At 71.7% G+C, this 22,401-nt stretch carries 9 protein-coding genes; 6 read left to right on the top strand and 3 right to left on the bottom strand.

Annotated features, from left to right (window positions below; genetic code table 11):
* Positions 1 to 89 precede the first annotated feature (89 nt).
* From ACZ4LX_RS28745 to ACZ4LX_RS28755, 3 genes are all read left to right on the top strand, one after another.
* A complete protein-coding gene (locus ACZ4LX_RS28745) occupies positions 90 to 12,524 on the top strand; it encodes an amino acid adenylation domain-containing protein (protein ID WP_467643563.1) in 12,435 nt (4,144 codons plus the stop codon).
* 14 nt (positions 12,525 to 12,538) lie between these two features.
* Entirely contained in the window at positions 12,539 to 13,498 is a 960-nt protein-coding gene (locus ACZ4LX_RS28750; RefSeq protein ID WP_467643566.1) for a TauD/TfdA family dioxygenase, read from the top strand.
* A gap of 109 nt (positions 13,499 to 13,607) precedes the next feature.
* Positions 13,608 to 14,849 (top strand): MFS transporter, encoded by a 1,242-nt coding sequence (locus tag ACZ4LX_RS28755; protein WP_467643570.1) that lies wholly within the window; start codon positions 13,608 to 13,610, stop codon positions 14,847 to 14,849.
* Positions 14,850 to 14,923: 74 nt separating this feature from the next.
* Here the strand turns inward: ACZ4LX_RS28755 and ACZ4LX_RS28760 are convergent, their stop codons facing one another.
* Positions 14,924 to 15,382 (bottom strand): XRE family transcriptional regulator, encoded by a 459-nt coding sequence (locus ACZ4LX_RS28760; RefSeq protein ID WP_467643573.1) that lies wholly within the window; start codon positions 15,380 to 15,382, stop codon positions 14,924 to 14,926.
* 200 nt (positions 15,383 to 15,582) lie between these two features.
* On the opposite strand from ACZ4LX_RS28760, the gene ACZ4LX_RS28765 reads away from it, so the two are divergent.
* Positions 15,583 to 16,362 carry an ArsR/SmtB family transcription factor gene (locus ACZ4LX_RS28765; RefSeq protein ID WP_467643577.1) on the top strand — a complete coding sequence of 260 codons (780 nt, stop codon included), beginning with the start codon at positions 15,583 to 15,585 and terminating at the stop codon, positions 16,360 to 16,362.
* A gap of 17 nt (positions 16,363 to 16,379) precedes the next feature.
* Positions 16,380 to 17,117, top strand: coding sequence for a thioesterase II family protein (locus ACZ4LX_RS28770; protein ID WP_467643582.1), 738 nt, complete (start codon positions 16,380 to 16,382; stop codon positions 17,115 to 17,117).
* A 685-nt stretch (positions 17,118 to 17,802) separates the two neighbouring features.
* Here the strand turns inward: ACZ4LX_RS28770 and ACZ4LX_RS28775 are convergent.
* Together ACZ4LX_RS28775 and ACZ4LX_RS28780 are read right to left on the bottom strand one after the other, a co-directional pair.
* Positions 17,803 to 19,188 carry a uracil-xanthine permease family protein gene (locus ACZ4LX_RS28775; RefSeq protein ID WP_467643586.1) on the bottom strand — a complete coding sequence of 462 codons (1,386 nt, stop codon included), beginning with the start codon at positions 19,186 to 19,188 and terminating at the stop codon, positions 17,803 to 17,805.
* Positions 19,189 to 19,655: 467 nt separating this feature from the next.
* Entirely contained in the window at positions 19,656 to 20,888 is a 1,233-nt protein-coding gene (locus ACZ4LX_RS28780; protein ID WP_467643590.1) for an MFS transporter, read from the bottom strand.
* Between the two features lie 153 nt (positions 20,889 to 21,041).
* Between ACZ4LX_RS28780 and ACZ4LX_RS28785 the strand changes: the two genes are divergently transcribed.
* Positions 21,042 to 22,220 carry an ROK family protein gene (locus tag ACZ4LX_RS28785; protein WP_467643592.1) on the top strand — a complete coding sequence of 393 codons (1,179 nt, stop codon included), beginning with the start codon at positions 21,042 to 21,044 and terminating at the stop codon, positions 22,218 to 22,220.
* Positions 22,221 to 22,401 lie beyond the last annotated feature (181 nt).

The raw sequence follows: 22,401 nt of genomic DNA on the forward strand, positions 1-22,401 counted from the left end.
CGGCGGGGCGGTCCGCCCCGCACTCACGCCGGTGGGACCGCGCCCGTCGGATGCGCCCTGGACCGTCCCACGCCTTCAAGGAGTCCCACATGAGCACGCCGTCCTCCCGAGAGAACCGCATAGCGGCACTCCCCGAGCACCTGCGCGAGGCGCTGGCCCGGCGCCTGGCGGGCAGTACCGGAACCGGCCCCGCATCCGAACCCGGGATCCCCCGCGCTCCTCGGACGGGCCCCCTCCCGATGTCGCACGGGCAGCAACGCCTCTGGTTCATGGAGGACTTCACGCCCGGCGGCGCCGACTACCACCTCGCTCAGGCGCTCCGGCTGACCGGCGCGCTGGACACCGGTGCGCTGCGCGGGGCGGTGAGTGACCTGGTGGCCCGCCACGAGGTGCTGCGCACCACGTTCCGGATGGCGGACGGCGGTGGCGTCCAGGAGGTGCACGGCACACTGGACCCGGAGTGGGTGGACGCCGATGTCACGCACCTGGCCGACGAGGCCGCGCGCGAGGCCGAGGTGCGGGAGCTGGTACGGGCCGAGTTGGGCCGGCCCTACGACCTGCGGCGCGGCCCCCTGGCCCGAGTACTGCTGGTACGGCTCTCCGGCACCGAGCATGTGTGCGTCCTGGGCACCCACCACATCGTCACGGACGGCTGGTCGATGGGCATCGTCGCCCGCGACCTGGGCGGTCTGTACGCCGCGCGAGTGACGGGCAGGGCCGCCGAACTGCCCGAACCGGCTTTGCAGTACGCCGACTTCGCCGTCTGGCAGCGGGAGCGGACAGCCTCGGGCGATGCGCGGGCGGGCGGGCTGGGCTGGTGGCGGGAGCGGCTGGCGGCCCTCGAACCGCTGGAGCTCCCCACCGACCGGCCGCGGCCCGCGGTGCGCTCGTCGGCGGGCGCGGTGTGCGCCTTCGAGGTGCCCGCCGAGGTCCTCGCCCCGGTCAAGGAGCTGGCCCGCACACACGGGGCGACGCTCTTCATGGTGCTGACGGCGGCCGTCCAGACGCTGCTGTCCCGCTACACCGGGCAGCGGGACATCGCGGTCGGCACCAGCTCCTCCGGGCGGGGCCGCCCCGAGCTCGAAGAGGTCGTCGGCTTTCTGGTGAACACCGTGGTGCTGCGCTCCGACGTGAGCGCCGAGCTGTCCTTCGCGGAGCTGCTCGGCCAGGTGAGGGACAGTGTTCTCGACGCCTTCGCCCACGACGACGTGCCCTTCGACCGGCTGGTGGAGGCGCTCGCGCCGGAACGTGACCCCAGCCGCACCCCGCTGGTGCAGGCCATGGTGGTGCTGCAGAACGTGCCGGACACCCCGGTGCGGTTCCCGGGCGTCGAGGCGGCCGAGTACCCCCTGGAGCGGGAGGCGTCGCTGTGCGACCTCACCCTGGAGTTCGAGGAGCGCGGCGACGCCCTGGCCGGACTGGTGGAGTACAGCACCGAGCTGTTCGACCGCGCCACGATCGAGCGGCTGACCGGGCACCTGCTCACCCTGCTCGGCGCGGCGGCCGCCACCCCGGAGCGGCGGGTCCACGAGCTGGAGATCCTCACGGACGCCGAGCGGCACCTGCTGACCGAGGGCTGGAACGCCACCGGCACACCCGGGACGGCACCGGACCTGATCCACGAGCGGGTGGCCCGCCAGGCCGGACGCACCCCCGGGGCCACGGCGGTGATCGCCGACGACCACGTCCTCACCTACCGCGAACTGGACGAGCGGGCCAACCGGCTGGCCCATGTGCTGCGCGACCTCGGCGCGGGCCCGGGCACCCTGGTCGGTCTCGGCGTCGGGCGGGGCGCGCACATGGCCGTCGGACTCCTCGGCATCCTCAAGGCCGGCGCCGCCTACGTACCGCTGGACCCCGACTTCCCCGCCGACCGGCTGGAGCACATGCTGGCGGAATCCGGTGCACGGCTGATCGTCACCGACCTGGCGGCCGGCGCCCGGCTGCCGGCCACGGACGCGGCGCGCGTCGACCTGGACACCGACGCGGACCGGCTCGCCGCCGCCCCCGCCCAGGCGCCGCCGAACGAGGTGACCGCCGACGACCTGGCGTACGTCATCTACACCTCGGGATCGACCGGGCGGCCCAAGGGCGTCGCCATCGAGCACCGCAATATCCGGCACATCTGCGCCGCCTGGGACGAGGCGTACGGGCTGACCGAGGCGAAGCTGCGCTTCATGTCGGTCTCCAGCCTCTCCGTCGACCTCTTCTTCGCCGACCTCATCCGGTCGCTGCCCTTCGGCGGCACCCTGGTGATCGCGGCGAAGGACGTGACGACCGACCCGCCGGCGCTGCTCGACCTGATGGAGCGCACCGGCGCCACCGGCCTGGAGATCGTGCCGACGCTGATGAACGCGGTGCTGGCCGAGGCGCGGCGCCGTCCCGGCGGTCTTCCGGAGCTGAAACTGATCTCGGTCGGCTCGGAAGGGTGGCGGGTGGCGGACTGCCGGGCGCTGCTCGACCAGGTGGGACCGGACACCGTGGTGGTCAACGCGTACGGCGGCACCGAGGCCACCGTCGACTCGACCGTCTTCCGGGCCACGCCCGGCAACGTGAGCGACGGAGTGTTCGTCCCGATCGGACGACCGCTGCCCCGCACCCGGGTGTACGTCCTGGACCAGGCGGCGGGACTGAGCCCCGTCGGTGTTCCCGGCGAGATCTGGATCGGCGGCGACGGCATCGGACGCGGCTACCACGGGCGCGAGGACCTGACCGCCGAGCGGTTCGTGCCCAGCCCCTTCGTCCCCGGTGACCGGCTGTACCGCACGGGCGACCGGGCCCGCCGCCTGCCGGGCGGTGACCTGGAGTTCCTCGGCCGAGCCGACGAACAGGTCAAGATCCGCGGTTTCCGGGTCGAGCCCGGCGAGGTGGAGACCGCGCTGCTCGCCCACCCCGCCGTCCGGCAGGCCGCGGTCGTCGCCCGGCAGGACCTCGCGGGCGGACCCCGTCTCGTCGCCTACGTCGTGGGCGCGGGCCCCCTCGGAACCACCGGCCTCCGCGCCCACCTCGGCGGACGCCTGCCCGACTACATGGTCCCGGCCGCGTTCACCGTGCTGGACGAGCTGCCGCTGACCCCCAGCGGCAAGGTCGACCGCCGGGCACTGCCGGAGCCGGACGTCCCGGCGGGCACCGAAGGCGAGCAGCACGTGGCGCCGAGGGAAGCCGTGGAGGAACTGCTCGCGACCACCTGGGCCGGTGTCCTCGGCGTGCCCCGGGTCGGCGTCCACGACAACTTCTTCGCCCTCGGCGGCGACTCGATCCTCTCCATCCAGGTCGTGACCCAGCTGCGCGACCGAGGGGTGCGGCTCACCTCCAAACAGCTCTTCCTGCACCAGACCGTGGCGGCCCTCGCGTCCGTCGTCGAACTGGACGACAGCGCCGAGGACCGGACAGCCGTCCGCGGCCCGGCCACCGGCAGCGCCGAACTCGCCCCGATCCAGCGGTGGTTCCTGGACACCCACACCGTCGCACCGGCCCACTACGCGATGTCCGCGCATGTCGAGCTGGCCCCCGGGACCGACACCGGGCTGCTCGCCCGCGCCCTGCGCGAGGTGGTGGCACACCACGACGCGCTGCGCATGCGCTTCACCGGCCGGGACGGAACGTGGCGGCAGGAGTACGGGCAGGACATACCCGCACCCGGCGTTCTGCTCACCGAGCACCGGCTGCCGGACACCGCCCCCGAGGACCGCGAGCGGGCCCTGCACGCGGCGGCCGAGGCCGCGCAGCGCTCGCACGAGCCGGCCACCGGGGCCCTCGTGCGGGGCGTGCTGTTCCGCGGGGGCGGGCAGGAACGGCCCAGCCTGTTCCTCTCCGTGCACCACCTCGTGGTGGACGGTGTGTCCTGGCGGCTGCTCCTGGCGGACCTGGCGACCGCCTACCGGCAGCTCGCCGCCGGCGCCGAGCCCGCGCTGCCGCCCCGTACGACGTCGTACGGGCAGTGGACCGAGCGGCTGGCCTCGCATGTGCGCTCGGGAGGACTGGACCACGAGGTCGCCCACTGGGCGGCGCTCGACCCGGACACCGCCCCCGCGCTCCCCGCCGACCGGGACGGCGAGAACCTCGTCGCCCACGAGCGGACCGTCGAGGTGAGCCTCGGCCGCGAGGAGACGGACGCGCTGCTGCACCAGGTGCCGGCCGCCTATCGCACCCGCATCAACGACGTACTGCTGACCGCTCTGGGACGGGCCGTGTCCGACTGGGCCGGCGCCGACCGCGTGATCGTCGGTCTGGAGGGGCACGGGCGCGAGGAACTGTTCGACGACATCGACCTCACCCGCACCGCCGGGTGGTTCACCTCCCACTTCCCCGTCGCACTGACCCTGCCCCGCAGGGCCGGCTGGGGGCCGGTCCTCAAATCGGTCAAGGAACAGCTGCGGACCGTACCCGGCAACGGCCTCGGCTACGACGCGCTGCGCTTCCTGTCCGAGCCGGGCACCCCCGGCCACGCGCTGCGCGCCCACCGGCTGCCCGCCATGAGCTTCAACTACCTGGGGCAGTGGCAGGGAGCGACCGACGGGCAGGGACCGATCCGCGGCCTGCTGCCGTCGCTGGGCAGCGAACACGCGCCCGATGAGCGCCGTCCCTATCTGCTGGACGTGATCGGGCTCATCGACGACGGGCGCCTCAGCGTCGGCTGGACCTTCTCCGACGAGGTGTTCGCCCCGGCCACCATCGAGCGGGTTGCCTCGGACTTCCTCACCGCCCTGCGGGAGATCGTGGCCCACTGCACCGCCGAGGGCAGCGGCGGGGCCACCCCCTCGGACTTCCCGCTGGCCGGCCTCGGCCAGGCGGCCGTCGACCGGGTCGTCGGCGACGGCCGGTCCGTGGCGGACCTCTACCCGCTGACCCCGGCCCAGGCCGGCATGCTCTTCCACTCCCTGGCCGACCCCGATCTGCCCGGTTACTTCGACCAGATGGTGTTCACCTTCGACGAGGTGACGGACGTCGAACTGCTCGCCCGGTCCTGGCAGCTGGTCACCGACCACTTCGAGCTGCTGCGCGGCAGACTGGTGTGGGAAGGCGTGCCGCGGCCGCTCGTCGCGATCGAGCGCACGGCCGAACTCCCGGTCGTCCACCTAGACTGGCGGTCTCACCCGGAGGACCGGCGGGCAGCCATGCTCGAAGACTTCCTGGACACCGACCGGGAACGCGGACTGGATCTCTCGGCCGCGCCGCTCGCCCGCCTCGCCCTGATCCGCACGGCGGACACGAGCGTGTGCGTGGTACGCAGCTCGCACCATGTGCTGCTGGACGGCTGGAGCACATTCCGGATGCTGGGCGGTGTGTCGGCCGCGTACGAGGCCCTGGCCGCCGGGCGCACCCCGGAACTGCCGGGCGCACGCCCGTTCCGCGCCTACGTGGAGTGGCTGGAGGCCCAGGACGCGCCCCGGTCCGAGGAGTACTGGCGCACCGTGCTCGACGGCGTCGACGAGCCGACGCCGCTGCCCTTCGACCGGCGGCCCGCCTCCGGGTACGAGCCCCGGTCGACCGCGCGGCTGGTGCGCGAGCTCTCGCCCGAGGCCAGCGACGAGGTGTACGCCTTCGCCCGGAGTCACCGGCTGACCGACAACGCGGTCGTCCAGGGCGCCTGGGCGCTCCTGCTGTCCCGCTACGGCGGCCGGGACGACGTGGTGTTCGGCGCGACGGTATCCGGCCGTCCCGCCGACCTGCCCGGCGTCGACACCATCGTCGGCATGACCCTGAACACGCTGCCGGTGCGCATCCAGGTGCCGGGCGCGACACCGGTCGCGCGCTGGCTCGCGGAGGTCCAGCGGGCCCAGGCCGAGGCGGTCGAGCACGCGCATGTCCCGCTGAGCCGGATCCGGACGCTCTGCGCGCCGCCCGGCGGCGCGCCCCTGTTCGAGAGCCTGGTGAACTTCGAGAACTACCCGATGACCGACCGCGCGGCGGCCGGTGAGGGGCTGCGCCTGCGGGACCTGCGCAGCGTGGAGACCACTAACTTCCCGCTGATCCTGCGCGCCCACGCGGGCGAGGTCTTCGGGTACTCCCTGGCCTACGACCCGGAGCTGTTCGACGAGACGACCGTGGAGCGGGCGGCCATCCATCTGGAGCGCCTGCTGAGCGCCCTGGCCGCCGACGCCGACCGTGCGGTGGCGGACGTCCCGCTGCTCTCGGACGCCGAGTACGAGCAGGCCGTGCGGGGCTGGAACGCGGCCGGGGCCGTCGAGGGGGAGGGCGAGTTCCTGCACGAGCGGTTCGCCCGCTGGGCCGCCCGCACCCCCGACGCCGTTGCCGTCGCCGGTGACGGCCCGGACCTGACCTACCGCGACCTGGACGAGCGCGCCAACCGGCTCGCCCACCACCTGCTCTCCCTCGGGGCCGGCCCGGACAGGCCGGTGGGCCTGTCCGTGCGGCGCGGCCCGCTGATGCTCGTCGGGGTGCTGGCCATCCTCAAGGCGGGCGCCACCTACGTCCCGCTGGACGCGGACTACCCCGCCGAACGGCTCGCGCACATGATGGGCGACTGCGGCATGGAGGTCCTGCTGACCGAGCGTGCGCTGAGAGACGTGCTGCCGGTCTCGGGAGCCACCGAGGTGGAGATCGACGGCGATCTCGGCCCGGCCGGCCTGCCGGTCACCGCCCCCGAAGTGACGGTGACCGAGGGCGACCTGGCTTACATCATCTACACCTCGGGGTCCACGGGACGTCCCAAGGGCGTGATGGTGACCCATGGCAGCGCCGCGAACCTCCTGCCCTGGCTGGACACGGCCTACCCCGTCACGCCCGAGGACCGGGTGCTGCTGCGCACCTCGATGAGCTTCGACGTGTCGGTGTGGGAGCTGATGCTCTCCGTCCTGTCGGGTGCGACCGCGCACGTGGTCTCCTCGGAGACCTCCCGTGACCCCGAGCAGCTGCTCGATCTGATGGACCGCGCCGGTATCACCGTCGCCCAGTTCGTCCCGTCGCTGCTGGGAGCCGTCCCCCTCGACCGGCGACCGCGCGCGCTGCGACGCCTGTTCGTCGGCGGAGAGCCGCTTCCGAGGTCCCTGGCCGACGCCGTGCACGCCGCCTGGCAGGTGCCGCTGACCAACAAGTACGGCCCCACCGAAGCCACCATCCAGGTCACCGTCTCGGACTACGACGCGGGCGACGACGGTGAGACCGTCCCCATCGGCAACGCCCTCGCCAACGCCTCGCTGTACGTCCTCGACCCCGGACTGCGGCCGGTCCCCGTCGGCGTGACCGGCGAGCTCCACGTGGCCGGACCCGTGCTCGCCCGAGGCTATCTGCGCCGGCCGGGCCTGACCGCGGAACGCTTCGTGGCCTGCCCCTTCGGGGAGCCGGGCGGGCGCATGTACCGCACCGGCGACCTCGTCCGGCGGCTGGCCGACGGACGGCTGGAGTTCGTCGGACGCACCGACCACCAGGTCAAGCTGCGCGGCTACCGCATCGAACTCGGTGAGGTCGCCGCGGCCCTGGACCGGGTCGCGGACGTGCGGCAGGCCGCGGTGATCCTGCGCGAGGACGTTCCGGGCGAGCGCCGCATCGTGGCGTACACCGTCTCCGAACGTCCCCTGCCGGCCCGCGAGCTGCGCACCGAACTGGCCAAGTCGCTTCCGGATTACATGATTCCGGAGGCCTTCGTGCCACTGGACGGGCTCCCTCTGTCACCGAACGGCAAGACCGACACGAAGGCCCTGCCCGCCCCGGAGGCCCGCCGCGAGGAGACCGAGGGGACGTTCGCGGCACCGCGCGACCCCGTCGAGGAGACCCTCGCCGGGATCCTGGCCGAGGTCCTGCGGGTGGAGCGCATCGGGATCCACGACAACTTCTTCGAGCACGGCGGGAACTCCATCTCGTCGATCCTCGTGGTCTCCCGGGCCCACAAGGCCCTGGGGCGGCGGATCTCGCCCCGGCTGCTGTTCGACGCGCCGACCGTCGCCGAGCTGGCAGCCGCCCTCGGACCGCGGGAGGAGCAGGCGCCGGCCGAACCCGGCACCGCGACGATCCCCGTCGTCTCCCGGGACGGCGCGCTGCCCATGTCCTTCGGCCAGCAACGCCTCTGGTTCCTCCAGGACTTCGACCAGGAGAGCACGGAGTACCACTCGACCGCGGCCGTGCGGCTGACGGGAGCGCTCGACGAGCAGGTGCTGCGGGAGGCCCTGGACGAGCTGACCGCGCGTCACGAGTCGCTGCGCACGACCTTCGAGATGCCCGGCGGCGAGGGCGTCCAGATCGTGCACCAGCACCTTGCACCCGGCTGGGAACACGTGGACCTGACGTCGCTGACGGACGAGGACGCGCGCGAGGAGCGGATGCGGACGCTCGTACGGGCCGGGGTCAACCGCCCGTTCGACCTCCGGCACGGCCCGCTGGTGCGGGTGCTGCTCCTCCGGCTGGCCGCCGACGTCCACGTCCTGGTCCTGGGCATGCACCACATCGTCACCGACGGCTGGTCGATGGGTCTGATCGCCGAGGAACTCGGGGAGCTGTACGCCGCCCGGACCGCGGAACGGGAGGCACGCCTTCCCGAAGCAACCGCCCAGTACGCGGACTTCGCTGCCTGGCAGCGCCAACGGCTCGGTGAGGGCGGCGTCCTGGAGTCCCACCTGGCCTGGTGGGGCGAGCGGCTGCGCGGCGTGGCGCCGCTCGAACTGCCCACGGACCGGCCCCGCCCGGCGGTGCGCTCCGGCCGGGGCGCCTCGTACGCCTTCACGGTGCCGGGGGACGTCGTGGACCGGCTGCGGGACACGGCGCGGGCCCACGACGCCACGCTCTTCATGGCGCTGACCGCCGCCGTCAAGGTGGTCCTCGCCCGGTACTCGGGCCAGGACGACATCGCGGTCGGCACCGCCACCGCGGGACGTGGCGCCGCCGGCCTGGAACGCCTGGTGGGCTTCCTGGTCAACACGGTCGTGCTGCGGTCCCGGGTCGACACCGCGCGGTCGTACGCCGACCTGCTCTCCTCGGTGCGGGAGACCGCTCTCGATGCCTTCGCCCACGAGGAGGTGCCGTTCGAGCGGGTCGTCGAGGCCGTCGGCCAGGAGCGCGACACGAGCCGCACCCCGCTGTTCCAGGTGATGGTGGTGCTGCAGAACACCCCGGGCGCCCACCTGGATCTCCCCGGGCTGCGCGCGGAGGGACTGGACATGGGCCGGGACACCGCCCTGTACGACCTGACGCTGGAGTTCGAGGAGGCGGACGACGGCGTCCACGCGGTCGTCGAGTACAGCAGCGACCTGTTCGACGAGGCGACCGTCGCGCGCTTCGCCGAACACCTCCGTGTGGTCCTCGACGGCTGCGGCACGGCCCCCGGCCGTTCCCTGGCGGAACTCCCGCTGCTCGCCCCGGACGAGCTGGAGAAGGTCGTACGGGAGTGGAACGCGGACGAGGGCGAGCGGGCCCGAGCGGCCTCCCTTCCCGAGCTGGTCGCGTCGCGCGCTGCCGAGGCCCCGGACGCCGTCGCCGTCACCTGCGGCGCGGGCCGGCTGACCTACCGGGAGCTGGACGATCGGGCCAACCGGCTCGCCCACCACTTGCTGGCGCTGGGCGCCGGGCCGGACGTCCTGGTCGGACTCTGCGCCGAGCGCGGCCCGGACATGGTGGTCGGCATGCTCGGCATCCTGAAGTCCGGCGCGGCGTACGTCCCGCTGGACCCCGAGTACCCGCAGGACCGGCTCGCGTACATGGTCCGTGACTCGGGTACCAAGATCCTCGTCACGCACCACGGGCTCCAGGAACGGCTGCCGGCCGCCGAAGGGCTGCTCGTCGACCTCGACGACGAGTCGATCGGGGAGCTCTCCGCTCGGGCACCCGAGGTGACGCCCTCGCGCGGCGACCTCGCCTACGTCATCTACACCTCCGGCTCGACCGGCCGCCCCAAGGGGGTCGCCGTCGAACACGGCTCGGTGCTCGACCTGTTCGCGAACGCCGGGCCGCTGTTCTCCTTCGACGCGTCGGACGTGTGGACGGTCTTCCACTCGTACGCCTTCGACTTCTCCGTCTGGGAGCTGTGGGCGTGCCTGGCCACCGGCGGACGCGCCGTGGTCGTGCCCCGCGAGGTGGCCCGCGACACCGAGGCCTTCTGGACACTGCTGGCCGACGAACGGGTGACCGTGCTCAACCAGACGCCGTCGCGGTTCGGCGAGCTGGCCGCCGCGGCGGCGGCCGAGGACGCCGCCGTACCGCCCGCACTGCGGTGGATCGTCTTCGGCGGCGAGGCTCTGGAACCCAAGCACCTCATCACCTGGTTCGAGCGGTACGCGGACGCCGGGGCCCGTCTGGTGAACATGTACGGCATCACCGAGACGACCGTCCACGTCACCTTCCAGGAAGTGCGGCCCGAGCACGCCGCGCCGGGATCCCGCATCCCGGCGGGCCGCCCGCTGCCTGGCTACCGGGTGCTGCTGCTGGACCCGGCCGGTGCCCCGGTGCCGATCGGTGTCCCCGGCGAGATCCATGTGGCCGGCCGAGGTCTGGCCCGCGGCTACCTGCACAGGCCCGAGCTGACGGCCGAACGGTTCCCGGTCAACCCGTACGGGAAGCCGGGGGAGCGGATGTACCGCTCCGGGGACCTGGCGCGCTGGCGTGCCGACGGCACCCTGGAACACCTGGGGCGCGGCGACCAGCAGGTCAAGGTGCGGGGCTTCCGCATCGAGCCCGGCGAGATCGAGACGGCGCTCGTTCGCCACCCCGGGGTCCGCGAAGCCGTGGTGGTCGCCCACCAGGACGGGAGCGGACACGGCAGGCTGGTCGCCTACGTGGTGGCGCGGGGTGAGGCGACGACGGCGGAACTGCGTGCGCACCTGGCCGGTTCGCTGCCCGACTACATGGTGCCGAGCCTGTTCGTGCCGCTGGAGGCAGTGCCGCTCTCGCCGACGGGGAAGGTCGACCGGCGCGCGCTTCCCGCCCCCGAGGCGCCGGCTGGGGGTCAGCGCGCAACCGAGGCCGCGGCACCGCGCAACGCGGTCGAGGAGACCCTTGCCGCGATCTGGACGGAGGTGCTCGGCGCCGGCCGGGTCGGCGTCCACGACAACTTCTTCGAGCTCGGCGGCGACTCGATCCTCTCCATCCAGGTGGTCTCCAAGGCCCGTCAGGCCGGTCTGCGCGTGACCTCGCGCATGCTGTTCCTCCACCAGACCGTCGCGGCGCTGGCCGCGGAGACCACCGCCCAGGACCCGGACGCCGCGGGCGCGTCCGCGCCGGACGTGCCGAGCGGGCCCGTCGAGCTCACGCCGATCCAGCGCTGGTTCTTCGAGCGGCACCCCACCGCGCACGACCACTACGCGATGTCGGTCCACGTCGAGTTGGCCCCGGACGCCGACACCGCCGTGCTGGAGCGGGCGCTGCGAGCGGTCGTCGCTCACCACGACGCCCTGCGCGCACGCTTCGTCCGTGACGAGGACGGCACCTGGACCCAGGAGTACCCGGCCGCCCCCGACGGGCCGGATTCCGACGGGCGGCGGGACCAGGACCTGCTGACGGAGTGCGTCCTGTCCCCGACGGACGCAGCCGGGCGCGACCGGACGGCCCACGCGGCCGCGCTCGCGGCACAGCGGAGTCTGGATCTGGCGTCGGGCTCGCTGGTCAGGGGCGTGCTGATCCGCCCGGGCGGGGAGGCCGCGCCGCAACTGCTCCTCGCCGTGCACCACCTGGTGACGGACGGTGTCTCGTGGCGGGTGCTCATGGAGGACCTGAGCACCGCGTACGCCGCCCTCGCCCGGGGAGAGGACGTGCGGTTCCCGCCGAGGACCACCGGCTACCGGGGCTGGGCGGCCCGGTTGGCGGAGCACGTCCGGACCGGCGGACTCGACCACGAGGTGCCCCACTGGGAGCAGGTGCTCGCCACGTCCCGGCCCCTGCCGAGGGACGGCGATGCGCCGAACACGTACGGCACGAGCGCGGTCGTCTCCGAGACCCTGGACGCCGAGGAGACCGATGTGCTTCTCCGGCGGATACCGGGCCTGCACCGCACCCGGATCAACGACGCCCTGCTCGCGGTGGTGGGCCGGACGCTCGGTGCGTGGGCGGGCGGGCCCGTCACGGTCGCCCTGGAGGGGCACGGCCGCGAGGAGCTCTTCGAGGGCATCGACCTCTCCCGTACCGTCGGCTGGTTCACCACCATCTACCCGGTCACCCTCGACGTGCCCGACGGCGACTGGCCGGCGGCGCTGAAGGGGACCAAGCGCCTCCTGCGCAGGACACCCGGCAGGGGGCTCGGATACGGAGCGCTGCGCCACCTCTCGCCGCCCGGCACACCGGGGCACGCGCTGGCGTCCCGGCCCGAGCCCCGGATCAGCTTCAACTATCTGGGGCAGTGGGACGTCGCGGACGGCGAGGCGGGGCTGGTCCGACGAGGCCTCGAAGGCCTCGGCCGGGACCGTGCGCCCGAGCAGCTGCGCCCGCACCTCATCGACATCGTGGCCGCGGTCACCGACGGCGCGCTCCGCTTCGACTGGATCCACTCACCCGCGAACCACGACACGGCAACCGTCGAGCACCTGGCCCGGCAGGTTCTTCTCGGCCTGCGGCAGCTGGTCCGCCAGGCCCGTACCGACTGAAAGGGGTTCTACTCATGGCTCGTTATGTCCTGAACGACACGGAGAGGGCGGCGGTCGCCGCCCTGGCGGACCGCCTCCTGGCCGAACTGGAAGGCTGGGACTCCGCGCTCCACATCGACCGGGTCGCCGCCGAATCGCAGCGACTGCCCCTGGGGATGCGTCAGTTCCTCACCACGGCGCGGGCCGCGGAGGAGGCGGTCATCTCGGTGGCGAACCTTCCGGTGGACGCGCACCTCAGCCCTACCCCGGAGAGCTGGCAGGCCGCGGAGAAGGACGCGGTCGCGGTCCGGGAGGAACTGGTGCTGCTCCTGGTCGCCAGTGCGCTGGGCGACCCCTTCGCCTGGGCCGGCCAGCAGAACGGGCGCCTGGTGCACGACGTGTGCCCCTCCCGGGGCCAGGAGGAGTCGCTGACGAGCGCGAGCAGCGAGAGCGCGCTCACCCTGCACACGGAGGACGTCTTTCACACCTGCCGCGGTGACTACGTGGTGCTGATGTGCCTGCGCAACCCCGACCGGGTCGGCACCACGGTGGCCGGCCTGGGCGGCATCGAGCTGTCGGACGAGGTCAAGGAGGTGCTGCTGGACGACCGGTTCCGCTTCTACCCGGACGACTCGCACACCCAGGAGCCGCTCGGCCGGGAGGGCCGGCGGCACGAGGTGTCGTCTGTCCTGTTCGGGCCCGAGGACCGGCCGTACCTGCGTATAGACGGGGACTTCACGGAGGAGCTGCCGGGGGACGAGGAAGCCAGGTCCGCGCTCCAGGAGTGTGCGTCGCTGCTGAACGGGGCGGCCACCCGCGTCGTGCTGGAGGCGGGCGAGGCGGTGTTCCTCGACAACTACCAGGTGGTGCACGGCCGGGACACCTTCACCCCCCGCTACGACGGGACGGACCGCTGGCTGAAGCGTACGAGCGTGGTGCGCGACCTGCGCCGGACCTATGTGCAGACACGCAGCCGCAGCCGCGTGCTGAGCTGACCGGCCCGCCACACCTGCCGAGACCGGTTTCCGGCGGTCCCGGCGTCACCGCCGTCCACCGTCCGGAAGCCCGCCGACGCATCCAAGGCCGACCTTCGAAGGAGCACATGTGACCCGCCCACGGTCCGGACGGAGAGATTTCACCCTGTTGTGGGCGAGTCAGACCTCCGCCGAACTCGCCTACAGCACCTCGTTGATCGCGCTGCCGCTGCTGGTGCTGTCCGAGACCGGTTCACCGGCCAAGGCCGGCATCATCTCCTTCGTCGACGCGGCGACGGCCCTGCTCGCCGGACTGCCTGCCGGGGCCGTCGCGGACCGGTACAACAGGCGGACCGTCCTGCTGTGGTGCGCCGGCATCCTGACCGCAGTCTTCGGACTGGCCGCGTTGTCCCTGCGTACGGGCACGGCGTCCCTGCCGCTGCTGGTGGGTATCGCCATGGCCAGCGGGGCGGCGACCGCGGTGATGTTCGCCGCAGGCTCCGCGATGATCCCCTCCTTGGTGGCTCCGGAGAAGCTGACCCACGCGGTCGCTCTGAACTCCGCTCGTACCTACGCGGGTCAGCTCATCGGTACCTCGCTGGGCGGCGTTCTGCAGGCAGCCAGGAACTATCTGCCCTTCCTGGCGGGAGGCGCCGCCCATGCGGTCGGTCTGGCCCTTCTCCTCTTCATGGGGAAGGGATCGCCACCGGCCCGTGCCGAGCGGCCCCGCGGTCGTGCGGGACAGGAGTTGCTCGAAGGCGTCCGGTGGATCCGTTCGCAGCGCTTCCTGGCTCACGGACTGGCCTACGCGAGCGTCACCAACTTCTTCTACGGCGCCGTCTACTTCGTGGTGATCGCGTCCGCGAAGACCAGTGGGATGAACTCCGGGCTCGTCGGCGCGATGGCGGCGCTCCTGGGCGTGGGCGGACTGCTGGGGGCGCTTTCGGTGCCGCTGCTGCAGAAGGTGCTGACCGGCTCCCGCCCGGTGTATGCCGTGCTGTGGCTGTTCACCTTGGTCACCGTGGGGATCGCCCTGCTTCCCGGGAGCTACACCCCTGGGGTGCTGATGGGGATCTGCGCGTTCACGGCGCCGACCGCGAGTGCGTACTTCACGACGACCCAGCTGAGGCTCGCCCCGGACAGCCATCGTGGGCGGGTGATGGGAGTGGCCAATGTCTGCGGTGGAGGAGCCGGGGCTGTGGCGCCGCTCGTGGGAGGAACCCTGTACGAGGCGTACGGCCGTACTCCCACGCTGCTCGGATGCGCGGTCGTCCTGGCCGGGGTGGCCACCTCCTCGGTGCTCAGCCGTACGCTGCGCCGGCCTCCGGAGCTGCCCGTGGACGCGCCTTCGACGACAGGGGCGCCCGTGTGACCACACACCTGGGGCGAGTGAGCACGCGTACTCGTCGAGGAGGGTTCTGCCGGGTCGTGAGAACCCTTCCCGATTCAGGACGGTGTGCTGGTGGCCTCGTCGAGTCCCTCCAGCCGGCGCAGCTCGCTGACAAGTTCCATGACACGGCGGCGGCTGGGTTCCGAAAGGTCCTGGGCGCGGAGAACCAGGCCGTACACGTCAGCGTTCTTCGGAGCTCCGGGAAACGACGGCCGCTCGTCGGTTCCCGCGGTCCCGGCGTCGAAGAAGTAGGACGGGCTGACTCCGAAGTAGCGGCTGAGCGCCTCCAGATGGCGCTTGGTGGGGTTGGCCTTCCGCCCCGTTCTCAACTGCCAGACGTAGGTGCCGCTGATGATCTTGGTTCCGGCCGCGATGTTGATGGCGGCCGCCACCTCCTCGTGCGAGGGAGGCCGTTTCCGCTCACCGGCGCAGCTCCGGAACAGGTGGTCGAGCCTCTCCGCGAGCGGGCGACACGGCCCTGCCGAGCCGTCGGACGTGGTCACGCCACTCGTCATCAGCACCTCCTTGATCGCCGTGCGCCCTCTGCGTGCGCGCACGTTACTGATACAGCTGGATGTGTCTTCTGTTGTGTCCTGATCCTCACTTCCCGATATCGCCTCAACCGGTTAACGTCAACAGTAGTCGTCAACTCGTGTTAATGGACGGGTAATCAACAGCCCTGGACATACGGGTTGCGGACGAAGGGGGGAAAGTCTTGATCAGCCTGCAACTCACGGTTGCGGACTTGTCGCGTGTGCGTTTTCTGGGAACCCTCGGTGCGGACTTCGAGGCGCGACTCGCAGAGCTCAGACTGACGGAGAATCAAGGTGATGAATTAAGCGAATGGCGCCGAAAGGTCAAGCGCAGACTGCACCGGTTCGGGCCCCGGTCCACAACCCGCCCGGGAGCTCGGCCATTTCGCACACTGGCGGTGGACCCCTTCTGGCCCCGCATACGCAGTCACCTGAACCAGGAGTGCGAGCTGATCGGCCGGGTGATCGTGTCCGGCGGCGTGGAAGAGGCGCTCAACCACATACATCCGGCGATCGGCTGGAGACCTCCTTTCCTGGAGATAGACGATGGCCGGCCCAGGCGGGAGGTTAAACTCACAGGCGATGGACTGGTGTTGGTTCCGTCCGTCTTCGCCCCGGGACCGCTGTTTCTCTCCGCGGCTTCAGAGCGTGACGGACTTCCGGCCGTTGCCTATAACGTCATGCCTGAGGTCGAGGTCATCAATGGTCTCTGGCAGACAGAGGAAGAGGACACCGTCGCGGCGCTGCGTGATCTCCTCGGCCATACGCGGGCCAGCGTACTGGAGTGTGTACGCACCCCGAGTTCGACCGGCGAAATATCACAACGACTACACATCTCCAGCCCTTCGGCGAGTAAACACGTGAGCGTGCTGCGCAGATCAGGTCTTGTGGACACTGAACGCACGAGCAATGTCACGACACATCGTCTCACCGACCTCGGCGAAGCCGTCCTCCGATCGTGAAGTTGGCTGAATAAGGCATGCCTGACAAGAGTCGCTGGATCGTGAAGTACCGGGAGAACCCCACTGCTGACGGCCGCCTCGTGGTGTTTCCCCATGCCGGGGGCAGTGCGAGCTTCTATCGAGGATGGGCCGAACTTCTCCCAAAGGGATTCGAACTCCAGATCGTTCAGTACCCGGGCAGGGAAAGCCGCATGGGTGAGGTGCCGATCGACACCATGGAGGAATTGGCATCCCGCGCGGCCGAAGCGCTGGCCGCGGACCGGCGGAGAACCATCGTGTTCGGCCACAGCATGGGGGCGGCCGTGGCTTACGAGACGCTGCGCCTGCTGAAGCCGTCCGGTCTCCCCGTGACGCGCCTCTGTGTTTCGGCCCGCGAGCTCGCCTCGGCCGGTTCGGGCAATGGCGGGCTGCCCGCTGCGACGCGCGGTGATGGGGAGCTGATGCGCTCGGTGAATACTCTGGGCGGAACCCCTTCGGTGGTTCTGGAGGATCCGGATCTCAGGATGATGTTGCTGGACATCGTCCGCAACGACTATCTCCTGCTGGATCGCTACGCAGCCACCTCACCGGTGTCCCCGCCACTCGATGTCGAGCTCGTCACCATGGCCGGCGATCGAGACCCGAAGGTCGCACCGGACAGGATGAAGGAATGGTCTTCCGTCACATCGGGGTCGCACAGTCATCACATCTTCCCCGGGGGGCACTTCTACGTCACGGACAATGCCGCTCGTGTGGTGGAACTGGCGATCGAGTGAATGTTGCGGGGGAGTGGTTGGGCGGTGTGTGCCCATTCCCCGCGCACGGCCTGGATGGCAAGCCGTGCGCGGTGGTGGATCAGCCTGTCCGGGCCGATGCCGGTCACCTCGGAGAATGAGATCGGGGATCTCCGCGCGTCATCCGGGGCTGAGTCCGAGGTCTTGCACGAGGAGGCTCCGGAGCCGCCCGCCTTTGTCCGGTGATGCCGATGGCCCGCCACCGGATCTGAAATCCGGAGTCAGTGACGCGGCCATCGACCGGATCCCGCGTGATTCACCGCTTGCCTCGCGTGAATTCGCTTCTTGCTCTCGCAGTCCGGCTCCGGGCCGCGAGAGCAAGAACGTGTGCGTGCGGTCACGCCACCCATGCATGAAGGCGCCTCCGTCCGCTGTCGTGAATACCCGCAGAGGCGGAGCCTGAGAAAAACGGTTCGAAGTCCGGCGCGTGACCGCCCAAGGACTGTTCCGCAGGCGACCGGAAGTCGGCCGAAGGCGGAGGATTCAGCCCGTGAAGCCCGCAGAGGGGTGCATCACGTGGTCGTGCGCCGGAATGGGCGAGGCAGTGGGAGAGCGGAAGGCACAGCACAATGGCACCCGCCCGGCTCGGCGAGGCCGCGGAGCCGGGCGGGTGCGTGGCCTCGCCGCCTCGGGCCGGCCCCGCGCCCGCTCCTGATGGCGCCTGCGGTCACGATTCGCCCGGCAGACCTCGGTCGTATCCCGGGTTGTCCGATTCGGTGAGCGGCGGCTCGCTCTTCAGATGCGCAGGTGCCAGGGCCCGAAGGGCGTGGTAGCCGATGACGACGATCAGCGTGCCCAGGGCGATGCCGCTGAGTTCGAAGTTGTCGGTGAGCGTCAGGCTGACGTTGCCGATGCCCACGATGAGTCCCGCGGCCACGGGCACGAGGTGGAGCGGGTTGGAGAGATCGACGCGGGAGCGGACCCAGATCTGGGCGCCGAGCAGGCCGATCATGCCGTAGAGGATGACCGTGATCCCGCCGAGAACGCCGCCGGGAATGGCTGCCACGACAGCACCGAACTTGGGGCAGAGCCCGAACAGGATGGCAAAGCCGGCGGCGCACCAGTAGGCGGCGGTCGAGTAGACGCGGGTGGCGGCCATGACGCCGATGTTCTCGGCGTACGTGGTCGTGGCGGGGCCGCCGACCGATGTCGACAGTACTGTGGCCGCGCCGTCGGCCATGATCGCCGTGCCGAGCTTGTCGTCCAGCGGGTCGCCGGTCATCTCGCCCACGGCCTTGACGTGTCCGGCGTTCTCGGCGATGAGCGCGATGACGACGGGCAGCGCGACGAGGATCGCGGAGAGGGAGAAGCTCGGGGCGTGGAAGGTGGGAAGGCCGATCCAGTCGGCCTTGGCCACCCCCGAGAGGTCGAGCCGCCAGTGGTCGACGGATTCGGCTCCTCCGGCGGGGGAGTGGATCTTGCCGAAGACGCGGTCGAACACCCACGAGATCAGATAGCCGAAGGCCAGACCGAGGAAGATCGCGATCCGGGACCAGAAGCCGCGCAGCACCACGAGTGCGAAGCCCGTGAAGAGCATGGTGAGCAGCGCGGTCCACTGGTCCTGGGGCCAGTAGGTGCCGGCGGTGACGGGGGCCAGGTTGAACCCGATCAGCATGACCACCGCGCCGGTGACCACCGGCGGCAGGACCGCGTGGATGATGCGCGCGCCCAGGGCGCGAACGACTGCCCCGCACAGGAAGAGGACGGCGCCGACGGCCAGCAGGGCGCCGGTGAGCGTCGCCGCGTCGCCGCCCTGCGTCTTGACGACCGCGGCCACGCCGATGAACGACAGGCTGCTGCCGAGGTAGCTGGGGATACGGCCACGGGTGATGAGCAGGAAGAGGATGGTGGCCACACCGGACGCCATGACGGCGAGGTTGGCATCCAGACCCATCAGGATCGGCGCGACGAAGCAGGCCCCGATCATCGAGACCACGTGCTGCGCACCGAGGCCGGCGGTGCGCCCCCAGCTGAGCCGCTCATCCGGTCTCACGACCTCGCCGGGTGCGAGGCTCTTGCCGTCGCCGTGCAGCTTCCAGCCGAAGCCCGCCATGGTCTTGCTCCTTGATGTGTCGCTGGGGGTGGTGCTGAGATCCGCCGGCCGGACCGGGGGCTCGACGACTAGCCGAACACGCCGTTCAGGCGCATGCCGACAGGACGGGCCGTGAGGATGAGGATTCGGCCTGCGCCGTCGTGATCTGCGAGGGAGCGCCGAGCTCTGCGCGCGCCACGGACGCTACGGCGCCCCGAACACCGCGGCCACACGCCGGGTGCCGAGCCCGAAGATCCGGGACACCCGCTCGTCCGGACGGACAGCCGCGCGCGGCGCGGGCGTCTTCCCGCCGCCGTGCAAGGTCCAGCGCACGCCGACGCCGCCCATGGCTGCTCCCTGTGTGTAGGTACGGAGTCCAGAGCCTCGCCCGGCACGGCATCACCGCAGAAATGATCAGCGCCATGCTAATGCCGGAACCGGCGGTCCTCTCGGCCGGGCTCCGCACCTGCCCCTGCGCCCACCGTGTGTCAGGGGTGCGGCCCGGTCACCGCCCGGCTCGCGGCGTCGGCGTCCGGAGCCGCCACGACCTTGCGGTCGCCCGCCCGCAGCACCCCGGCTCCGAGCACCAGCCCGAACGCCAGCACCGACACCACACCGAAGGAGACGACCAGCGAGGTCGCCTCGGCCAGTGAGCCGATGGCAGACGGGGCGATGAGGCCCGAGGTGTACGTGATGGTGGCCACGCCCGCGATCGCCTGGCTCGGGTTGGGGCCGCTGCGCCCGGCTGCCGCGAAGGCGAGCGGGACGACGACGGCGATGCCGAGCCCCAGCAGCCCGAAGCCGGACATCGCCACTGCCGCGTTCGGCGCGGTGACCACCATGACCCCGCCGACCGTGGCGAGGACGCCACCGGTCCGCACGGTCCGCACCGCCCCGAAGCGGTCGACGATCCGGTCGCCCGCGATCCGGGCGATGGCCATGGTCAGGGCGAACGCGGTCGTCGACGCGGCTGCCAGCCCGGCCGAACTGTCCAGCACATCACGGAGGTAGACCGCCGACCAGTCCAGGCTGGCTCCCTCCGCGAAGACCGCGCAGAAGCCCACCGCGCCGATGATCAGGGCCGACTTCGGCGGCAGGGCGAAGCGCGGCGGCGGTTCCTGGTCCGGTTCGCTGCGCAGGTCCAGGACCCGCTGGCAGGCGATCAGGCCCAGAGTGGTCAGCACCAGCGCGACGATCGTGTGGTGCAGCCGCGCGTCCGCCCCCAGGTGGGCGGCCACGGTCCCGGCCGCCGAACCGATCAGGGCGCCCACGCTCCACATCCCGTGCAGCCCGGACATGATCGACTTGTCCAGGCGGTTCTCCACCTCGACACCGAGCGCGTTCATCGCCACGTCCGACATGCCGGCCGACGCCCCGTACACGAACAGTGCCGCGCACAGCGTGAGCAGGTTGGGGGCCAGGGCCGGCAGGATCAGGGCCAGCGTCCACAGGGTCAGCAGACCGCGCAAGGCGGTCCTGGCGCCGAAGCGGTGGCTGACCGTACCGGCCAGCGGCATCGCGAGCGAGGCGCCGATCGCCGGAAAGGCCAGAGCGATCCCGAGCTGTCCGGCGCTGACTCCGGCGTGGTCCTGGATCCAGGGCACCCGAGTGGCGAAACTGCCGGTCACCGCGCCGTGCACGGTGAAGACCGCGGCGACGGCATACCGCGCCCGCCGCACTTCCTGTGTGCCGAAGCCCGTAGCCGTGGAATCCGTCGTCATGCCGCGTGTCCTCCCCTGAAGTATCTGTATGCGCGGTTCGCGACGCTCCCGGGCGCCCTTCTCCACGATGCGGGCAGTAAACTATCAGGAACCCTGCCTGATAAATAGACCGCCCGGTCCTGCACCGTGGCGGAGATCTGGAAGGATCCCGGCATGCCCGCATCACCGAGCACCGCCCGGGCCATCAACGACCGGCTCGCCCTGCGCCTCCTCCAGCAGGACGGCCCGCTGACGGCCACGCAGTTGAAGACCCTGACCGGGCTCTCCCGGCCCACCGTCGCCGACCTGGTCGAACGGCTGCAGGGAGCAGGGCTGATCCGGGTCGTCGGTGAGACCGGGGCCGACCGCCGCGGGCCCAACGCCCGGCTCTACGGCATCGTCGCCGACCGTGCCCATCTGGCCGCCCTCGACGTACGCACCGACAGCGTCGCCGTGATCGTCGCCGACCTGCTGGGCGTGACGCTCGCCGAGGCCACCCTGCCGATCGGCAGCGACACCCCGGCCGACGACGCCGTCGAACAGGCCGTCGCCCTCCTGGAACGCACAGCGCGCAAGGCAGGCACGGCGCCACTGCACAGCGTCGGCGTCGGTGCCCCCGGTCTGATCGACCCGGTCACCGGGGAGCTGCGGGACACCACCGGTCTGCCCGCCTGGCACCGCACACTGGTCCGGGCGCTCCAGCAGCGCCTGCCCGCGACGGTGCTGGTGGAGAACGAGACCAACCTCGCCGCCGTCGCCGAACACCGGGCCGGAGCCGCACAGGACCACGACACCTTCGTTCTGCTCTGGCTCGGCCACGGCGTCGGGGCGGCGGTCATGCTGGACGGGAAGCTGCGGCGAGGCGCCTCGGGTGGTGCGGGGGAGCTCGGCTTCCTGCCGGTACCCGGCACGGCCGGGACCCCGTCCGCCGTCAACTGCGAGGGCGGCTTCCACTCCCTGGTGGGCTCGGCGGCGCTCTGTGAACTGGCCGCCGCCCATGGCATCACCGCACCCCCGGTGGGCCAGGAGCCCGGCGCGGCGGCCGCGGTGCGGGCGGCGCTGGAGGGGGAGGGGGACGGCGACGGCTTCCTCGGCATCCTCGCCGACCGCCTCGCCCTCGGCGCCGCCGCCGTCGCCTCGGTCCTCGACCCGGGCTGCGTCCTGCTGGCGGGTGAGGTGGGCCATGCGGGCGGCGAGGCGCTGGTCTCGCGGGTCGAGGAGCGGCTGGCCATGATGTCCCCGCTCCGAACCGAGGTCAGAGCGGGGCTGCTGGGCGGCACCGCGGTCCTGCGCGGCGCGGTGCTCGCGGCGCGTGAGGCGGCGCAGGACGAGTTGTTCACCCCGGTGGTGTGAGGGGGCTCTGTCCTCAATCGCCGGACGGGCTTGGTGTGCGGGTCGCTCCGTGGGGGGTGCGGGTCCCCCACCGGGGTTCGCCCTGTCCCGGTGGGTGGGGGTCCGGTGCCCCTCCGGGGCGTCTCCTCGAACGACGAACGTTCCGCCGGTACGCGGTAGTACCCGGGTCGATGTTCGTCGT

The organism is Streptomyces sp. NPDC026062, from assembly GCF_055568375.1.